Annotated in this window: 6 protein-coding genes, 23 tRNA genes and 4 rRNA genes (1 of these 33 only partly in view); 32 read left to right on the forward strand and 1 reads right to left on the reverse strand. The window is 43.8% G+C overall.

The window, feature by feature from the left end:
• From rrf (QFZ31_RS00010) to map, 29 genes are all read left to right on the forward strand, one after another.
• A 5S ribosomal RNA gene (rrf, locus tag QFZ31_RS00010) occupies nucleotides 1–36 on the forward strand; it begins 80 nt to the left of the window's first position.
• A 321-nt stretch (nucleotides 37–357) separates the two neighbouring features.
• Nucleotides 358–1,907, forward strand: a 16S ribosomal RNA gene (locus QFZ31_RS00015).
• Between the two features lie 189 nt (nucleotides 1,908–2,096).
• Nucleotides 2,097–5,034 (forward strand): 23S ribosomal RNA (locus QFZ31_RS00020).
• 77 nt (nucleotides 5,035–5,111) lie between these two features.
• A 5S ribosomal RNA gene (gene rrf / locus QFZ31_RS00025) occupies nucleotides 5,112–5,227 on the forward strand.
• Together the 16S, 23S and 5S rRNA genes with 23 tRNA genes alongside form the textbook arrangement of a ribosomal RNA operon.
• Nucleotides 5,228–5,266: 39 nt before the next feature.
• Nucleotides 5,267–5,341, forward strand: a tRNA-Glu gene (locus QFZ31_RS00030).
• A gap of 37 nt (nucleotides 5,342–5,378) precedes the next feature.
• Nucleotides 5,379–5,454 (forward strand) — tRNA-Val (locus QFZ31_RS00035).
• 37 nt (nucleotides 5,455–5,491) lie between these two features.
• Nucleotides 5,492–5,567, forward strand: a tRNA-Thr gene (locus QFZ31_RS00040).
• A gap of 9 nt (nucleotides 5,568–5,576) precedes the next feature.
• Nucleotides 5,577–5,652 (forward strand) — tRNA-Lys (locus QFZ31_RS00045).
• 34 nt (nucleotides 5,653–5,686) lie between these two features.
• A tRNA-Leu gene (locus tag QFZ31_RS00050) sits at nucleotides 5,687–5,771 on the forward strand.
• Between the two features lie 11 nt (nucleotides 5,772–5,782).
• Nucleotides 5,783–5,857: transfer RNA gene (locus tag QFZ31_RS00055), tRNA-Gly, on the forward strand.
• Nucleotides 5,858–5,924: 67 nt separating this feature from the next.
• A tRNA-Arg gene (locus QFZ31_RS00060) sits at nucleotides 5,925–6,001 on the forward strand.
• A gap of 7 nt (nucleotides 6,002–6,008) precedes the next feature.
• Nucleotides 6,009–6,085 (forward strand) — tRNA-Pro (locus QFZ31_RS00065).
• A 23-nt stretch (nucleotides 6,086–6,108) separates the two neighbouring features.
• A tRNA-Ala gene (locus tag QFZ31_RS00070) sits at nucleotides 6,109–6,181 on the forward strand.
• 18 nt (nucleotides 6,182–6,199) lie between these two features.
• Nucleotides 6,200–6,273: transfer RNA gene (locus tag QFZ31_RS00075), tRNA-Met, on the forward strand.
• 44 nt (nucleotides 6,274–6,317) lie between these two features.
• Nucleotides 6,318–6,391 (forward strand) — tRNA-Ile (locus QFZ31_RS00080).
• A 7-nt stretch (nucleotides 6,392–6,398) separates the two neighbouring features.
• A tRNA-Ser gene (locus QFZ31_RS00085) sits at nucleotides 6,399–6,491 on the forward strand.
• A gap of 184 nt (nucleotides 6,492–6,675) precedes the next feature.
• Nucleotides 6,676–6,749: transfer RNA gene (locus QFZ31_RS00090), tRNA-Met, on the forward strand.
• Between the two features lie 3 nt (nucleotides 6,750–6,752).
• Nucleotides 6,753–6,829: transfer RNA gene (locus QFZ31_RS00095), tRNA-Asp, on the forward strand.
• Nucleotides 6,830–6,871: 42 nt separating this feature from the next.
• A tRNA-Phe gene (locus QFZ31_RS00100) sits at nucleotides 6,872–6,947 on the forward strand.
• A gap of 31 nt (nucleotides 6,948–6,978) precedes the next feature.
• Nucleotides 6,979–7,063: transfer RNA gene (locus QFZ31_RS00105), tRNA-Tyr, on the forward strand.
• A gap of 33 nt (nucleotides 7,064–7,096) precedes the next feature.
• A tRNA-His gene (locus tag QFZ31_RS00110) sits at nucleotides 7,097–7,172 on the forward strand.
• Between the two features lie 15 nt (nucleotides 7,173–7,187).
• A tRNA-Gln gene (locus QFZ31_RS00115) sits at nucleotides 7,188–7,262 on the forward strand.
• A gap of 54 nt (nucleotides 7,263–7,316) precedes the next feature.
• A tRNA-Gly gene (locus QFZ31_RS00120) sits at nucleotides 7,317–7,390 on the forward strand.
• Nucleotides 7,391–7,393: 3 nt separating this feature from the next.
• Nucleotides 7,394–7,470, forward strand: a tRNA-Ile gene (locus QFZ31_RS00125).
• A gap of 33 nt (nucleotides 7,471–7,503) precedes the next feature.
• Nucleotides 7,504–7,578, forward strand: a tRNA-Asn gene (locus tag QFZ31_RS00130).
• A gap of 13 nt (nucleotides 7,579–7,591) precedes the next feature.
• A tRNA-Ser gene (locus QFZ31_RS00135) sits at nucleotides 7,592–7,682 on the forward strand.
• An 11-nt stretch (nucleotides 7,683–7,693) separates the two neighbouring features.
• A tRNA-Arg gene (locus QFZ31_RS00140) sits at nucleotides 7,694–7,767 on the forward strand.
• Nucleotides 7,768–8,139: 372 nt separating this feature from the next.
• Nucleotides 8,140–8,973: a pentapeptide repeat-containing protein gene (locus tag QFZ31_RS00145; protein ID WP_307299780.1), complete on the forward strand. Its 834-nt coding sequence runs from the start codon at nucleotides 8,140–8,142 to the stop codon at nucleotides 8,971–8,973.
• Nucleotides 8,974–9,095: 122 nt separating this feature from the next.
• Nucleotides 9,096–9,839 carry a type I methionyl aminopeptidase gene (gene map / locus QFZ31_RS00150; RefSeq protein WP_307299784.1) on the forward strand — a complete coding sequence of 248 codons (744 nt, stop codon included), beginning with the start codon at nucleotides 9,096–9,098 and terminating at the stop codon, nucleotides 9,837–9,839.
• A 103-nt stretch (nucleotides 9,840–9,942) separates the two neighbouring features.
• Here the strand turns inward: map and QFZ31_RS00155 are convergent, their stop codons facing one another.
• Nucleotides 9,943–10,920, reverse strand: a complete 978-nt coding sequence (locus QFZ31_RS00155; RefSeq protein ID WP_307299788.1) for a ring-cleaving dioxygenase — start codon at nucleotides 10,918–10,920, stop codon at nucleotides 9,943–9,945.
• Nucleotides 10,921–11,220: 300 nt separating this feature from the next.
• On the opposite strand from QFZ31_RS00155, the gene QFZ31_RS00160 reads away from it, so the two are divergent.
• From QFZ31_RS00160 to QFZ31_RS00170, 3 genes are all read left to right on the forward strand, one after another.
• The gene (locus tag QFZ31_RS00160) at nucleotides 11,221–12,441 is read left to right on the forward strand and encodes a DUF438 domain-containing protein (RefSeq protein ID WP_307299791.1); all 1,221 of its coding nucleotides are present in this window, start codon (nucleotides 11,221–11,223) and stop codon (nucleotides 12,439–12,441) included.
• A gap of 233 nt (nucleotides 12,442–12,674) precedes the next feature.
• On the forward strand, nucleotides 12,675–12,827 hold the full coding sequence (locus QFZ31_RS00165) for a YpzG family protein (protein ID WP_306077013.1): 153 nt from the start codon (nucleotides 12,675–12,677) through the stop codon (nucleotides 12,825–12,827).
• Between the two features lie 386 nt (nucleotides 12,828–13,213).
• Nucleotides 13,214–14,395, forward strand: a complete 1,182-nt coding sequence (locus QFZ31_RS00170) for an ABC transporter substrate-binding protein (protein WP_307299792.1) — start codon at nucleotides 13,214–13,216, stop codon at nucleotides 14,393–14,395.
• The last annotated feature ends 57 nt before the right edge of the window (nucleotides 14,396–14,452 follow it).

Genomic DNA, 14,452 nt, shown 5'->3' on the forward strand with positions numbered 1-14,452 from the left:
GGACTTTGTCCCTGTGAGAGTAGGACGTTGCCAGGCGAAAGACAGAAATATCCTTTCTGTCTTTTTTAATCCCATTTATAAAAATGGAAAAAACTTTCTGTTGTTTGATAACACCGACGGTGTTATGATATGAAAAGTCGCTCAGAAAACAACCTTATCAGTTCTAACTTAGTTCTCTAGTAAATTGGAAATATTTTATAATTGACTATAGTAGTAGAAAAGCGATATACTATTATTCCTGTCACTTCGACAGATGATATTGTTCTTTGAAAACTAAACAAACAAGAACGTCAACAATCAATAAAATTTAGTTTCTTCTATAGAAACTAGCCAACGTAACAATGAGCTATATCAACTTTCTTGGAGAGTTTGATCCTGGCTCAGGACGAACGCTGGCGGCGTGCCTAATACATGCAAGTCGAGCGAATCAAAAGGTGCTTGCACCTTTTGGTTAGCGGCGGACGGGTGAGTAACACGTGGGCAACCTGCCTGTAAGACTGGGATAACTTCGGGAAACCGGAGCTAATACCGGATAATCCTTTTCCTCTCATGAGGAAAAGCTGAAAGTCGGTTTCGGCTGACACTTACAGATGGGCCCGCGGCGCATTAGCTAGTTGGTGAGGTAACGGCTCACCAAGGCGACGATGCGTAGCCGACCTGAGAGGGTGATCGGCCACACTGGGACTGAGACACGGCCCAGACTCCTACGGGAGGCAGCAGTAGGGAATCTTCCGCAATGGACGAAAGTCTGACGGAGCAACGCCGCGTGAGCGATGAAGGCCTTCGGGTCGTAAAGCTCTGTTGTTAGGGAAGAACAAGTATCGGAGTAACTGCCGGTACCTTGACGGTACCTAACCAGAAAGCCACGGCTAACTACGTGCCAGCAGCCGCGGTAATACGTAGGTGGCAAGCGTTGTCCGGAATTATTGGGCGTAAAGCGCGCGCAGGCGGTCCTTTAAGTCTGATGTGAAAGCCCACGGCTCAACCGTGGAGGGTCATTGGAAACTGGGGGACTTGAGTACAGAAGAGGAAAGCGGAATTCCACGTGTAGCGGTGAAATGCGTAGAGATGTGGAGGAACACCAGTGGCGAAGGCGGCTTTCTGGTCTGTAACTGACGCTGAGGCGCGAAAGCGTGGGGAGCAAACAGGATTAGATACCCTGGTAGTCCACGCCGTAAACGATGAGTGCTAAGTGTTAGAGGGTTTCCGCCCTTTAGTGCTGCAGCTAACGCATTAAGCACTCCGCCTGGGGAGTACGGCCGCAAGGCTGAAACTCAAAGGAATTGACGGGGGCCCGCACAAGCGGTGGAGCATGTGGTTTAATTCGAAGCAACGCGAAGAACCTTACCAGGTCTTGACATCCTCTGACACTCCTAGAGATAGGACGTTCCCCTTCGGGGGACAGAGTGACAGGTGGTGCATGGTTGTCGTCAGCTCGTGTCGTGAGATGTTGGGTTAAGTCCCGCAACGAGCGCAACCCTTGATCTTAGTTGCCAGCATTCAGTTGGGCACTCTAAGGTGACTGCCGGTGACAAACCGGAGGAAGGTGGGGATGACGTCAAATCATCATGCCCCTTATGACCTGGGCTACACACGTGCTACAATGGATGGTACAAAGGGCTGCGAGACCGCGAGGTTTAGCCAATCCCATAAAACCATTCTCAGTTCGGATTGTAGGCTGCAACTCGCCTACATGAAGCCGGAATCGCTAGTAATCGCGGATCAGCATGCCGCGGTGAATACGTTCCCGGGCCTTGTACACACCGCCCGTCACACCACGAGAGTTTGTAACACCCGAAGTCGGTGGGGTAACCGCAAGGAGCCAGCCGCCTAAGGTGGGACAGATGATTGGGGTGAAGTCGTAACAAGGTAGCCGTATCGGAAGGTGCGGCTGGATCACCTCCTTTCTAAGGATAATGCAGTCCTTGTGGACTGATAAACCGTTGACCGTTACTTGTTTGTTTAGTTTTGAGAGTGCAATTCTCTCATTATATTTTGTTCCTTGAAAACTAGATAATCGTAAGAAGAAGTCAAAGTAAAACCGAGAATCGCCACATTAGTTTTTCTCTCTTATTTAATAAGAGTATAACCATTTAGGTTAAGTTAGAAAGGGCGCACGGTGGATGCCTTGGCACTAGGAGCCGATGAAGGACGGGACTAACACCGATATGCTTCGGGGAGCTGTAAGTAAGCTTTGATCCGGAGATTTCCGAATGGGGGAACCCACTGCTCGTAATGGAGCAGTATCTTTACCTGAATACATAGGGTATTGAAGGCAGACCCGGGGAACTGAAACATCTAAGTACCCGGAGGAAGAGAAAGCAAACGCGATTCCCTGAGTAGCGGCGAGCGAAACGGGACATAGCCCAAACCAAGAGGCTTGCCTCTTGGGGTTGTAGGACACTCAACATGGAGTTACAAAGGAACGGGGTAGATGAAGCGATCTGGAAAGGTCCGTCATAGAAGGTAAAAACCCTGTAGTTGAAACTTCGTTCCCTCCTGAGTGGATCCTGAGTACGGCCGGACACGTGAAATCCGGTCGGAAGCTGGGAGGACCATCTCCCAAGGCTAAATACTCCCTAGTGACCGATAGTGAACCAGTACCGTGAGGGAAAGGTGAAAAGCACCCCGGAAGGGGAGTGAAAGAGATCCTGAAACCGTGTGCCTACAAGTAGTCAGAGCCCGTTTATGGGTGATGGCGTGCCTTTTGTAGAATGAACCGGCGAGTTACGATCCCATGCAAGGTTAAGTTGAAGAGACGGAGCCGCAGCGAAAGCGAGTCTGAATAGGGCGAATTGAGTATGTGGTCGTAGACCCGAAACCAGGTGATCTACCCATGTCCAGGGTGAAGTCCAGGTAACACTGGATGGAGGCCCGAACCCACGCACGTTGAAAAGTGCGGGGATGAGGTGTGGGTAGCGGAGAAATTCCAATCGAACTTGGAGATAGCTGGTTCTCTCCGAAATAGCTTTAGGGCTAGCCTCACGTTGTAAGAGTCTTGGAGGTAGAGCACTGTTTGGACTAGGGGCCCTCATCGGGTTACCGAATTCAGACAAACTCCGAATGCCAAAGACTTATCCGTGGGAGTCAGACTGCGAGTGATAAGATCCGTAGTCAAAAGGGAAACAGCCCAGACCACCAGCTAAGGTCCCAAAGTTTACGTTAAGTGGAAAAGGATGTGGAGTTGCTTAGACAACCAGGATGTTGGCTTAGAAGCAGCCACCATTTAAAGAGTGCGTAATAGCTCACTGGTCGAGTGACTCTGCGCCGAAAATGTATCGGGGCTAAACGTAACACCGAAGCTGTGGATTGACACCGTATGGTGTCAGTGGTAGGAGAGCGTTCTAAGGGCGTTGAAGCTAGACCGTAAGGACTGGTGGAGCGCTTAGAAGTGAGAATGCCGGTATGAGTAGCGAAAGATGGGTGAGAATCCCATCCACCGTATGCCTAAGGTTTCCTGAGGAAGGCTCGTCCTCTCAGGGTTAGTCGGGACCTAAGCCGAGGCCGAAAGGCGTAGGCGATGGACAACAGGTTGATATTCCTGTACCACCTCTTTATCGTTTGAGTGATGGGGGGACGCAGGAGGATAGGGTAAGCGCGCTGTTGGATATGCGCGTCTAAGCAGTTAGGCTGGTAAGTAGGAAAATCCGCTTACCATAAAGGCTGAGCTGTGATAGCGAGGGAAATATAGTACCGAAGTTCCTGATTCCACACTGCCAAGAAAAGCCTCTAGCGAGATAAAAGGTGCCCGTACCGCAAACCGACACAGGTAGGCGAGGAGAGAATCCTAAGGTGAGCGAGAGAACTCTCGTTAAGGAACTCGGCAAAATGACCCCGTAACTTCGGGAGAAGGGGTGCTTTTTGAGGTGAATAGCCTCGAAGAGCCGCAGTGAATAGGCCCAGGCGACTGTTTAGCAAAAACACAGGTCTCTGCGAAGCCGCAAGGCGAAGTATAGGGGCTGACGCCTGCCCGGTGCTGGAAGGTTAAGAGGAGGGGTTAGCGCAAGCGAAGCTCTGAATCGAAGCCCCAGTAAACGGCGGCCGTAACTATAACGGTCCTAAGGTAGCGAAATTCCTTGTCGGGTAAGTTCCGACCCGCACGAAAGGCGTAACGATCTGGGCACTGTCTCAACGAGAGACTCGGTGAAATTATAGTACCTGTGAAGATGCAGGTTACCCGCGACAGGACGGAAAGACCCCGTGGAGCTTTACTGTAGCCTGATATTGAATTTTGGTACAGCTTGTACAGGATAGGTAGGAGCCTGAGAAACCGGAGCGCCAGCTTCGGTGGAGGCGTCGGTGGGATACTACCCTGGCTGTATTGAAATTCTAACCCACACCCCTGATCGGGGTGGGAGACAGTGTCAGGTGGGCAGTTTGACTGGGGCGGTCGCCTCCTAAAGAGTAACGGAGGCGCCCAAAGGTTCCCTCAGAATGGTTGGAAATCATTCGTAGAGTGTAAAGGCACAAGGGAGCTTGACTGCGAGACCTACAAGTCGAGCAGGGACGAAAGTCGGGCTTAGTGATCCGGTGGTTCCGCATGGAAGGGCCATCGCTCAACGGATAAAAGCTACCCCGGGGATAACAGGCTTATCTCCCCCAAGAGTCCACATCGACGGGGAGGTTTGGCACCTCGATGTCGGCTCATCGCATCCTGGGGCTGTAGTCGGTCCCAAGGGTTGGGCTGTTCGCCCATTAAAGCGGTACGCGAGCTGGGTTCAGAACGTCGTGAGACAGTTCGGTCCCTATCCGTCGTGGGCGCAGGAAATTTGAGAGGAGCTGTCCTTAGTACGAGAGGACCGGGATGGACGCACCGCTGGTGTACCAGTTGTCTTGCCAAAGGCATCGCTGGGTAGCTATGTGCGGACGGGATAAGTGCTGAAAGCATCTAAGCATGAAGCCCCCCTCAAGATGAGATTTCCCATAGCGTCAAGCTAGTAAGAACCCTGAAAGATGATCAGGTTGATAGGTCAGAGGTGGAAGCGTGGTAACATGTGGAGCTGACTGATACTAATCGTTCGAGGACTTAACCAATTTTAAAAGCGAACTCGTTTTACAAACTTCTTCTGAAATTATCTAGTTTTGAGGGAATGAAACCTCAAATTAAATAGTCTGGCAACAATGGCGAGAAGGTCACACCCGTTCCCATACCGAACACGGTAGTTAAGCTTCTCAGCGCCGATGGTAGTTGGGACTTTGTCCCTGTGAGAGTAGGACGTTGCCAGGCATTGCCCCTTTGGGGTTTTTATTTTGTGAATTTTCGAATGGCCCCTTGGTCAAGTGGTTAAGACACCTCCCTTTCACGGAGGTAACACGGGTTCGAATCCCGTAGGGGTCACCATTGTTTTTTCTTTAGCAAAAATAACTTTCCTTTATATGGAGGATTAGCTCAGCTGGGAGAGCATCTGCCTTACAAGCAGAGGGTCGGCGGTTCGATCCCGTCATCCTCCACCAAAGTTTTTTCATGATAGTGAAAATAACTTTCCATAATGCCGGTTTAGCTCAATTGGTAGAGCAACTGACTTGTAATCAGTAGGTTGGGGGTTCAAGTCCTCTAGCCGGCACCATTTTTGTTTGAGCCATTAGCTCAGTTGGTAGAGCATCTGACTTTTAATCAGAGGGTCGAAGGTTCGAGTCCTTCATGGCTCACCAAAGTTTTTTGCGCCAGCAATATAACTTTTAATATGCGGGTGTGGCGGAATTGGCAGACGCACCAGACTTAGGATCTGGCGCCGCAAGGCGTGGGGGTTCGACTCCCTTCACCCGCACCATTTAAATTTGTGCGGAAGTAGTTCAGTGGTAGAACACCACCTTGCCAAGGTGGGGGTCGCGGGTTCGATTCCGGTCCTCGGCACCAAAGATTTTTGCGAAGGAAAAATATCTAAGAGTTTTTTCGCGATAGCGAAAGCAACTTTCAATATAATGCGCCCGTAGCTCAATTGGATAGAGCGTCTGACTACGGATCAGAAGGTTATGGGTTCGACTCCTTTCGGGCGCGCCATATGCTACGGGAAGTAGCTCAGCTTGGTAGAGCACTTGGTTTGGGACCAAGGGGTCGCAGGTTCGAATCCTGTCTTCCCGACCAGTCGAAGATTACATTAATAACATGGGGCCTTAGCTCAGCTGGGAGAGCGCCTGCTTTGCACGCAGGAGGTCAGCGGTTCGATCCCGCTAGGCTCCATTTATATTTATTGAAAATGGCGGTGTAGCTCAGCTGGCTAGAGCGTACGGTTCATACCCGTAAGGTCGGGGGTTCGATCCCCTCCGCCGCTATATATGAAATTAATACTAATGTTGTTATTAATGTTAGTGTTAATGGACCCTTAGCTCAGCTGGTTAGAGCAGACGGCTCATAACCGTCCGGTCGTAGGTTCGAGTCCTACAGGGTCCATATATCTGGAGGAATACCCAAGTCTGGCTGAAGGGATCGGTCTTGAAAACCGACAGGCGGGTTAAACCGCGCGGGGGTTCGAATCCCTCTTCCTCCGCCATACTTATGCTAAGAGCATATGGCAAACACTTTATATTTTCTATTATCGCGGGGTGGAGCACGTTCGAATAAGCTGCTTCGAATGATCTACAGCGCACCGATTGAGTTGCTTCTTGAATAGACTTTCTGAAAGCGGGGCGGTCTTTCAAATTAAGAGCATGATCGGAGTTTATAATTTCTATTATCGCGGGGTGGAGCAGTCTGGTAGCTCGTCGGGCTCATAACCCGAAGGTCGTAGGTTCAAATCCTGCCCCCGCAATTTGGTCCGGTAGTTCAGTTGGTTAGAATGCCTGCCTGTCACGCAGGAGGTCGCGGGTTCGAGTCCCGTCCGGACCGCCATTTTTATCCCGGTAGGTTAACTACCGTTGATATAGATTTTATGGCTCAGTAGCTCAGTCGGTAGAGCAAAGGACTGAAAATCCTTGTGTCGGCGGTTCGATTCCGTCTTGAGCCACCATTAAATGTAATGATCAGTAAGGTCTCCTATTGGAGGGGTAGCGAAGTGGCTAAACGCGGCGGACTGTAAATCCGCTCCTTCAGGGTTCGGCGGTTCGAATCCGTCCCCCTCCACCAAAGTTTTTTCACGAAGGTAAAATAACCATAATGGCGGTTGTGGCGAAGTGGTTAACGCATCGGATTGTGGTTCCGACATTCGTGGGTTCGATTCCCATCAGTCGCCCCATTTCATTTTTATTATTGGGCTATAGCCAAGCGGTAAGGCATCGCACTTTGACTGCGACATGCGTTGGTTCAAATCCAGCTAGCCCAGCCATGCTTAAAGGCAGCATAGCCAATTGGTAAGGAAGAGGTCTCCAATTTTAGAAATGCGGGTGTAGTTTAGTGGTAAAACCTCAGCCTTCCAAGCTGATGTTGTGAGTTCGATTCTCATCACCCGCTCCATATGGGCCTATAGCTCAGCTGGTTAGAGCGCACGCCTGATAAGCGTGAGGTCGATGGTTCGAGTCCATTTAGGCCCACCAGAATTTTTTAGAAGCAAAATAATTTTCCATTGTTCCGCAGTAGCTCAGTGGTAGAGCAATCGGCTGTTAACCGATCGGTCGTAGGTTCGAGTCCTACCTGCGGAGCCATTTTTACGTCTATGGGGAAGTACTCAAGAGGCTGAAGAGGCGCCCCTGCTAAGGGTGTAGGTCGGGTAACCGGCGCGAGGGTTCAAATCCCTCCTTCTCCGCCATTTCTATATATGCGCCTTTAGCTCAGCTGGATAGAGCAACGACCTTCTAAGTCGTGGGTCAGAGGTTCGAATCCTCTAAGGTGCGTAAAAATAACAATGAAGAACAACTTAAAAAGGTTGTTCTTTTTTGTTTGTCTTGAGGGACAATGAGACCGATAAATAGTATAAGGAAATTAAGTTTTATTACTTTTGAAAACAATAACGTACCTGAATCAGCTCTATCTTTAGTAACAACATTAACGAATAGCAGGTAATTGTACCAGTGTAGTTTTATTTTCAGAGAAAACGGTAACCAATAGCAGCTATTCGTACACCCCTTTAACTCTATAAAATAGAAAAAAGATACATAGTTGAGGAAAAGACGTACTAATGGATTCTGTGTTAAGATAATATGTGGTTGAAATTTTTCAAAAGAGGATAATAGGCTAGTTTTTTAATAGAAGGAAGTGTGTTTATTTTGTCTAGTGCATTAATAATAGACGACAATACTTTAAATCATTTACGTGCTGACTGTGAAAATTGCTTTGGTTTGTGCTGTGTGGCACTGCCTTATGCAAAATCAGCCGATTTCGCCTTTGATAAAGACGGTGGAACTCCTTGCCGTAATTTACAATCCAATTATTTATGCGGTATACATAATGACCTTCGGAATAAAGGGTTTCGTGGCTGTTCTGCTTATGAATGCTTTGGGGCTGGTCAAAAGGTATCTCAAAGTACATATAATGGAAAGGATTGGAGTACGAACAAAGATATTGCCCAAGAGATGTTTGATGTTTATCCAATGATGCAACAACTCCATGAAATGCTATGGTATTTGACTGAAGCATTAACTATAGACGCTGCCAAATCAATCTATAAAGAATTGCAATATTGTCTTGTAGAGACGGAAAAACTAACCGGCAAAAGTCCAGAAGGTATTTTGCGCATAGATGTGACTGAGCATAGAGCTAAGGTAAACACATTACTGATTCGTACTAGCGAATTGGTTCGAAATCAGGTCACTAAAAAGCAAAAAGATATAAGGCGGGGAATGGATTATTTAGGGGCAAAGTTGAAGGGCGCAGATCTAAGGGGTGCAAATTTAAGAGGTGCCTTACTAATTGCAGCAGACCTTAGAAATGCTGATCTTAGATGGTGCGATTTCATCGGTGTGGATTTTAGGGATACGGATATCAGTGGAGCAAATCTTACTGGGAGTATTTTTCTTACTCAGGCACAAGTGAATGCCGCTAAAGGGAATAAACATACAAAATTACCAGCCACATTAGTGAGGCCTGCTCATTGGTCGTAAGGAAACTAGTTTTTTGAATATATACACTAAGGAAACATACTTGAATTTTTACTATAAGTAAGCCTAAAATATAAGAAGTGAAAATTTACAACGATATTAATATGATAAAGTAGGGAAAACACATGATTGCAAAAACAGAAGAAGATATTCAAGCACTGAAAGAAATCGGCAAAATCTGTGCCGAAATTAGAGATGAATTGGTACAAAGAACGGTACCTGGTATAACTACAAAGGAACTAGATGATATAGCTGGACAGCTTTTCGAAAATGCTGGTGCCATTTCAGCGCCAAAGGGTGAATATGATTTTCCCGGCTACACATGCATAAGTGTCAATGAGGAAGTGGCCCATGGTATTCCAGGGAAGAGAGTCATTAAAGAAGGTGACATCGTTAATATAGATGTATCTGGTTCAAAGAATGGCTACTTCGCTGATACAGGTATTTCTTTCGTAGTAGGTGAAGGCGAAGAAATATTAACAAAAATTTGTGAAGTGGCTAAATTGGCTTTTGAAGCTGGTCTTAAGAAAGCAAAACCTGGTTCAAAGAAAAGTGGACTTGGAAAAGCCGTAATCCAAACGGCGCGACAGCACGGATTAACAGTCATCATGAATCTAACAGGACACGGAATTGGACGAAGAATTCATGAAGCCCCAGATCATATTTATAATTATCATGATACGTGGGATGACGAACTTTTAAAGGAAGGTATGGTAATCGCATTCGAGCCTTTCATCTCAACCAAAGAAGAGGAAGTTTTTCAAGTTGAAGGTGACGACTGGACCTATGTGACAGAAGAAAGTTTTGTTGCGCAGTACGAACATACCATCATCCTTACGAAAAATGGACCAATCATTACAACACTATAATAATGACTATAAGTGCCAGCTCGAGCCTGGCACTTTTTTCAATGTAAGGTATAAACGAATGGAAACAAAGAAAAAAGCGGAGTCCCGAAGGATCCGCTTATTTTTATTCCTTTTTAAATTTAATTGTACTTCTTACTGTATTAATGGGACGAACGAGTCTTTCGATTTGATCGCGTTTTGATTCAAAGAAAGGGGGGAGTGATAATTTTTCACCAAGGGTTTCATATGGTTCGTCACCCATAAATCCAGGGCCGTCAGTTGCAAATTCAAATAAAATTTGTGGAGCCACTCTTGAGTAAAGTGAACCGAAAAAGTAGCGATCCACAAAGCCAGATGTTTGGAATCCAAAGCTCTGCATTTGCTGATCCCATTCCTCTAATACGGAACGATCTTCAACCCGGAATGCTGCATGGTGAACCGTACCAAATCCTTGTCGTGCCTGTGGAAGGACCGCATTGTATTCCACCACTACTTGCGCGCCATTTCCTCCTTCACCTACTTCGAATAAGTGAAAGGATTCTTCTTGAGCAATCTCTTTAAAGAGCAGTACCTTCTCCATCATTTCTTTAAAGTAATCAAAATTAGCAATCCGTACAAAAATAGGACCTAACCCGGTAATCGCATATTCCAATGGAATCGGGCCATTTTGCCAAGGTACACCAGAGGCAACTCCCTTATTGTTTTCATCAGAAATCAATTGGTATTGTTGATCATCAAAATCAACAAACGATAAGGTTTTTTTACCAAATTGCTCCTTTATTCCGGTATGGGTTACGTTCAAGCGGTCAAAACGCTTTACCCAATAATCTAATGCAGCGTCGCTAGGTACCCGGAAGGAAGTTTTTGATATCTCATTTGTTCCATGCACACCCTTTGGAATTCCGGGGAAATCGAAAAATGTCATATCAGTGCCAGGACTTCCAGTGTCGTCTGCGAAGAATAAGTGATAGGTTTGAATATCATCTTGATTGACTGTTTTTTTAACCAAACGCATGCCTAGTACATAAGTGAAAAATTCATAATTCTTCTCCGCACTGCTTGTTATTGCTGTTACATGGTGTATACCTTTTAAGTGGTTCAAGTTTATTCCTCCATTTACATGTCTTTATTTATTTTTGCCTTTTAAAGTCGAATTCACTCCATAGGACAGGGTGATAGTAGATATCTCAAAAATATTTATCTTTAATTCGAGATAAATATAACACGGATAAAAACGGCTGTCAATTTCTCTGCCATAATTCGTTCTCAAATTTATCACATTTACAAAGTTATTTCTGTATCAATGATGTTAATCACAAACAGACATTTTAAAAGGTGTTATTTTATGTATGAGATTAGTTATCAATACCTTAAATAACCAACTTACGAAGGAGAAATTCCAATGAGTGAATTAATTAATAACCGTGAACAATTAACGAATAACCCAAATAAACGTCAGGCTATCTTAAAGCAAATTTTTAAAGATCTCCACGAAGGAAAAAATGTTAATGAGGTAAAAGCTCATTTTGATGCGTTTATTGGAAAAATTACAATTGAAGAAATATCACAACTTCAGCATGATTTTGGTGATCTATCAGTAGAAGAAATGCACCGTTTACATGCAAAACACACAGAAATCTTTAAAGGAGCAATTGAAGAAATAGAAAAAACAAACAAGCCAGAGGAACAACCTGGCCATCTGATACACACCTTTATATTAGAAAATAAAGAATTAGATAAATTGGTAAATACTCAACTTCAAGTTCATTTGGATCAGTTTCAGATTGAAGATAATCAAGAAAATGTACTTCTCCTCTTAGAAGACATCAAATTACTGCTCGATATTGATAAGCACTATAGCCGGAAGGAGAATTTAATATTCCCTTATTTAGAAACCTACGGCATTTATGGGCCAACAAATAACATGTGGCGGATCAACGACTTTATCCGTGACTCGATTAAAGACGCAAGGAAAAAATTGGCCACTTATAATGGTGAGAAACAAGCCGTTATCGAAGTGATTAAATTTGTTATTCAAGAAGTTATTACCATGATTTATAGAGAAGAGAATATTCTTTTCCCGATGGCATTGAACAATTTTACCGAAGATGAATGGGTGAAAATTGCACGAGAGAGTGACGAAATTGGATATTGCTTGATTGCACCAACAGAGGTTTGGAAGCCTGAAAGACATGCATTGGATGAAAAAGCAATTTCCGAAGGGTACATTAAAATGGAAACAGGAATATTATCTTTAAAACAGCTAGAGCTGCTGTTAAATCATTTACCTGTAGATCTCACGTTCATTGATCAAGATGATGTGGTACGATACTTCTCTCATGGTAAAGAAAGAATTTTTGCTCGAACAAAGGCAGTTATTGGTCGTACAGTTCAAAACTGTCATCCACCAAGAAGTGTACATGTGGTGGAGGAACTTTTAGCTGACTTTAAAGCAGGGAGAAAGGATACAGAAGATTTCTGGATCAAGTTTCGTGATAAATATGTATACATCCGTTATTTTGCTATTAGAGATGAGAGTGGTAAATACATGGGGACACTTGAATTTACGCAAAACATTGATCCTATAAAAGCCATCGAGGGGGAAAAAAGAATTATGTCATAATAAAAATGACGCGTGGTAATCTCCACGCGTTCTTGTGTTAGAGTGTAAATATGAATCTCCCATAGAAAATCATGTTGGCCAAGTTACCGTCATTCTTTATGCTCTTTAGCCAAATCATGGATATGCTTTAAATAATGTGTATTTTTATATATCCAAAACCAAATACTATAATTGATATTCCTGTAATATCGCATTTCAGAGTATCCCTATACTAACTATTGAGGTGATTCATTGTGAGTACTCAAGATCATTTGGATCCACATTCTCAAAAGTTCTTCAATAATTGGACAAGGCCTAAGCGTGCTAGTTCTCAGGTAAATGGACACACAAAAATTTCTCAGCATAACATTATCGCGAGATCAAATGCAAAGGCACATAGGTGGTAAAGGATACATCTGAGTAAAAAGAAAGAAGACGAAATTAGTCTTCTTTCTTTTTTATGGAAATCAAAAATATGGTAATAAAAGTATATATCAGTAAAATATTTCAAGCGTGGATACATAAATTGGAATAATGATTAAGAAAAAGTGCTCATCCAAAACATAAATGATTATCTATAAAAAAGCCTTTCAATAAACAAGAAAGCGCTTTAATTTTTATAAAAAATAAAAAGTTCTGAAATATTGAAATAATATACTAGACTAACAATGAAAAAAGTACTACAATAACTTATGTTAATTAATTTAGCCTATAAACAAATCTCATGGGGTCAAGAAAGGTACTAATCTATGATTCTTAGTATCTGAAAATTCAATCAAAGGGGGAAAATTCCATGAAAAAGAAATTAGCAAGTGTGTTTATGGCATCTACCATCTTTGCTGGAGTATTAGCAGGGTGTGCAGGTGGAGCGAAAGAAAGTTCAGGAGGCGGCAATTCAGATACCATTAAATTGGGTATTAACTTAGAGCTATCAGGAAACGTTGCATCATATGGTGAATCAATGTCAAAAGGGATTGAAATGGCTGTTGATGAAATCAATAAAAATGGCGGCGTTGATGGTAAAAAGTTTGATGTTGTGAAAGTAGATAATAAATCAGAAGCAGCAGAAGCTACAAACGGTATTATTAAATTAACAAGCCAAGACAAGGTAACAGCTGTAATTGGAGCAGCAACAAGCGGTAATACAGTTGCTCAAGCGCAAATTGCAAATGACACGAAAACCGTCCTAATCGCTCCAGGTGGTACAAGCCCAACTGTTACTGTAGATGAAAAAGGGAAAGTAAGACCATTTGTATTCCGTACTTCTTTCATTGATCCTTTCCAAGGTACAGTTGCTGCGAACTTTGCTTTAGATACGTTAAAAATTAAAGATGCAGCGATTTTCGCTGACAACTCTAGTGACTATGCTAAAGGATTATCTGACGCCTTCAAGGAAACGTTTGAAGCAGCTGGAGGTAAGATTGTTGCTGAAGAAGCTTATGTCGCAAAGGATACAGATTTCCGTGCAACACTAACACGAATCAAGGCAAAAAATCCGTCATTCATTTTTATCCCTGGATATTATGAAGAAGTTGGTTTAATTGTAAAGCAAGCGCGTGAATTAGGAATCGATGTTCCATTAGTGGGTGCTGACGGCTGGGATTCACCAAAGTTAGTTGATTTGGCTGGAGCAGAAGCATTAAATAATACCTACCTAATCAACCATTACTCATCTGAAGATCCAGATGAAAAGGTACAAAACTTTGTATCAGCATTTAAAGAAAAGAACAATGGCGAAGCACCTAATGCCTTTAATGCACTTGGATATGACACGGTTTACTTTTTAGCGGATGCGGTTAAGCGTGCAGGCAGCACTGATTCTAGTAAGATTCAGGCAGAATTAGCAAAAACAAAAGATTTAAGCCTTGTTACTGGAGTAGTAACAATTGATGAAAATCATCATCCAATCAAAACAGCAACAATTTTAGAATATGTAGATGGTAAACAAGTGTTTAACACAAAAGTAAATCCTTAAAAGTACTATTTTAGTAGAATGGAAGGATAATCCTTCCATTTTACTTTTGTAAAGAGT

It is taken from the genome of Neobacillus niacini (assembly GCF_030817595.1).
In the GTDB taxonomy this organism is placed as follows: Bacteria; Bacillota; Bacilli; order Bacillales; family Cytobacillaceae; genus Neobacillus; species Neobacillus niacini_G.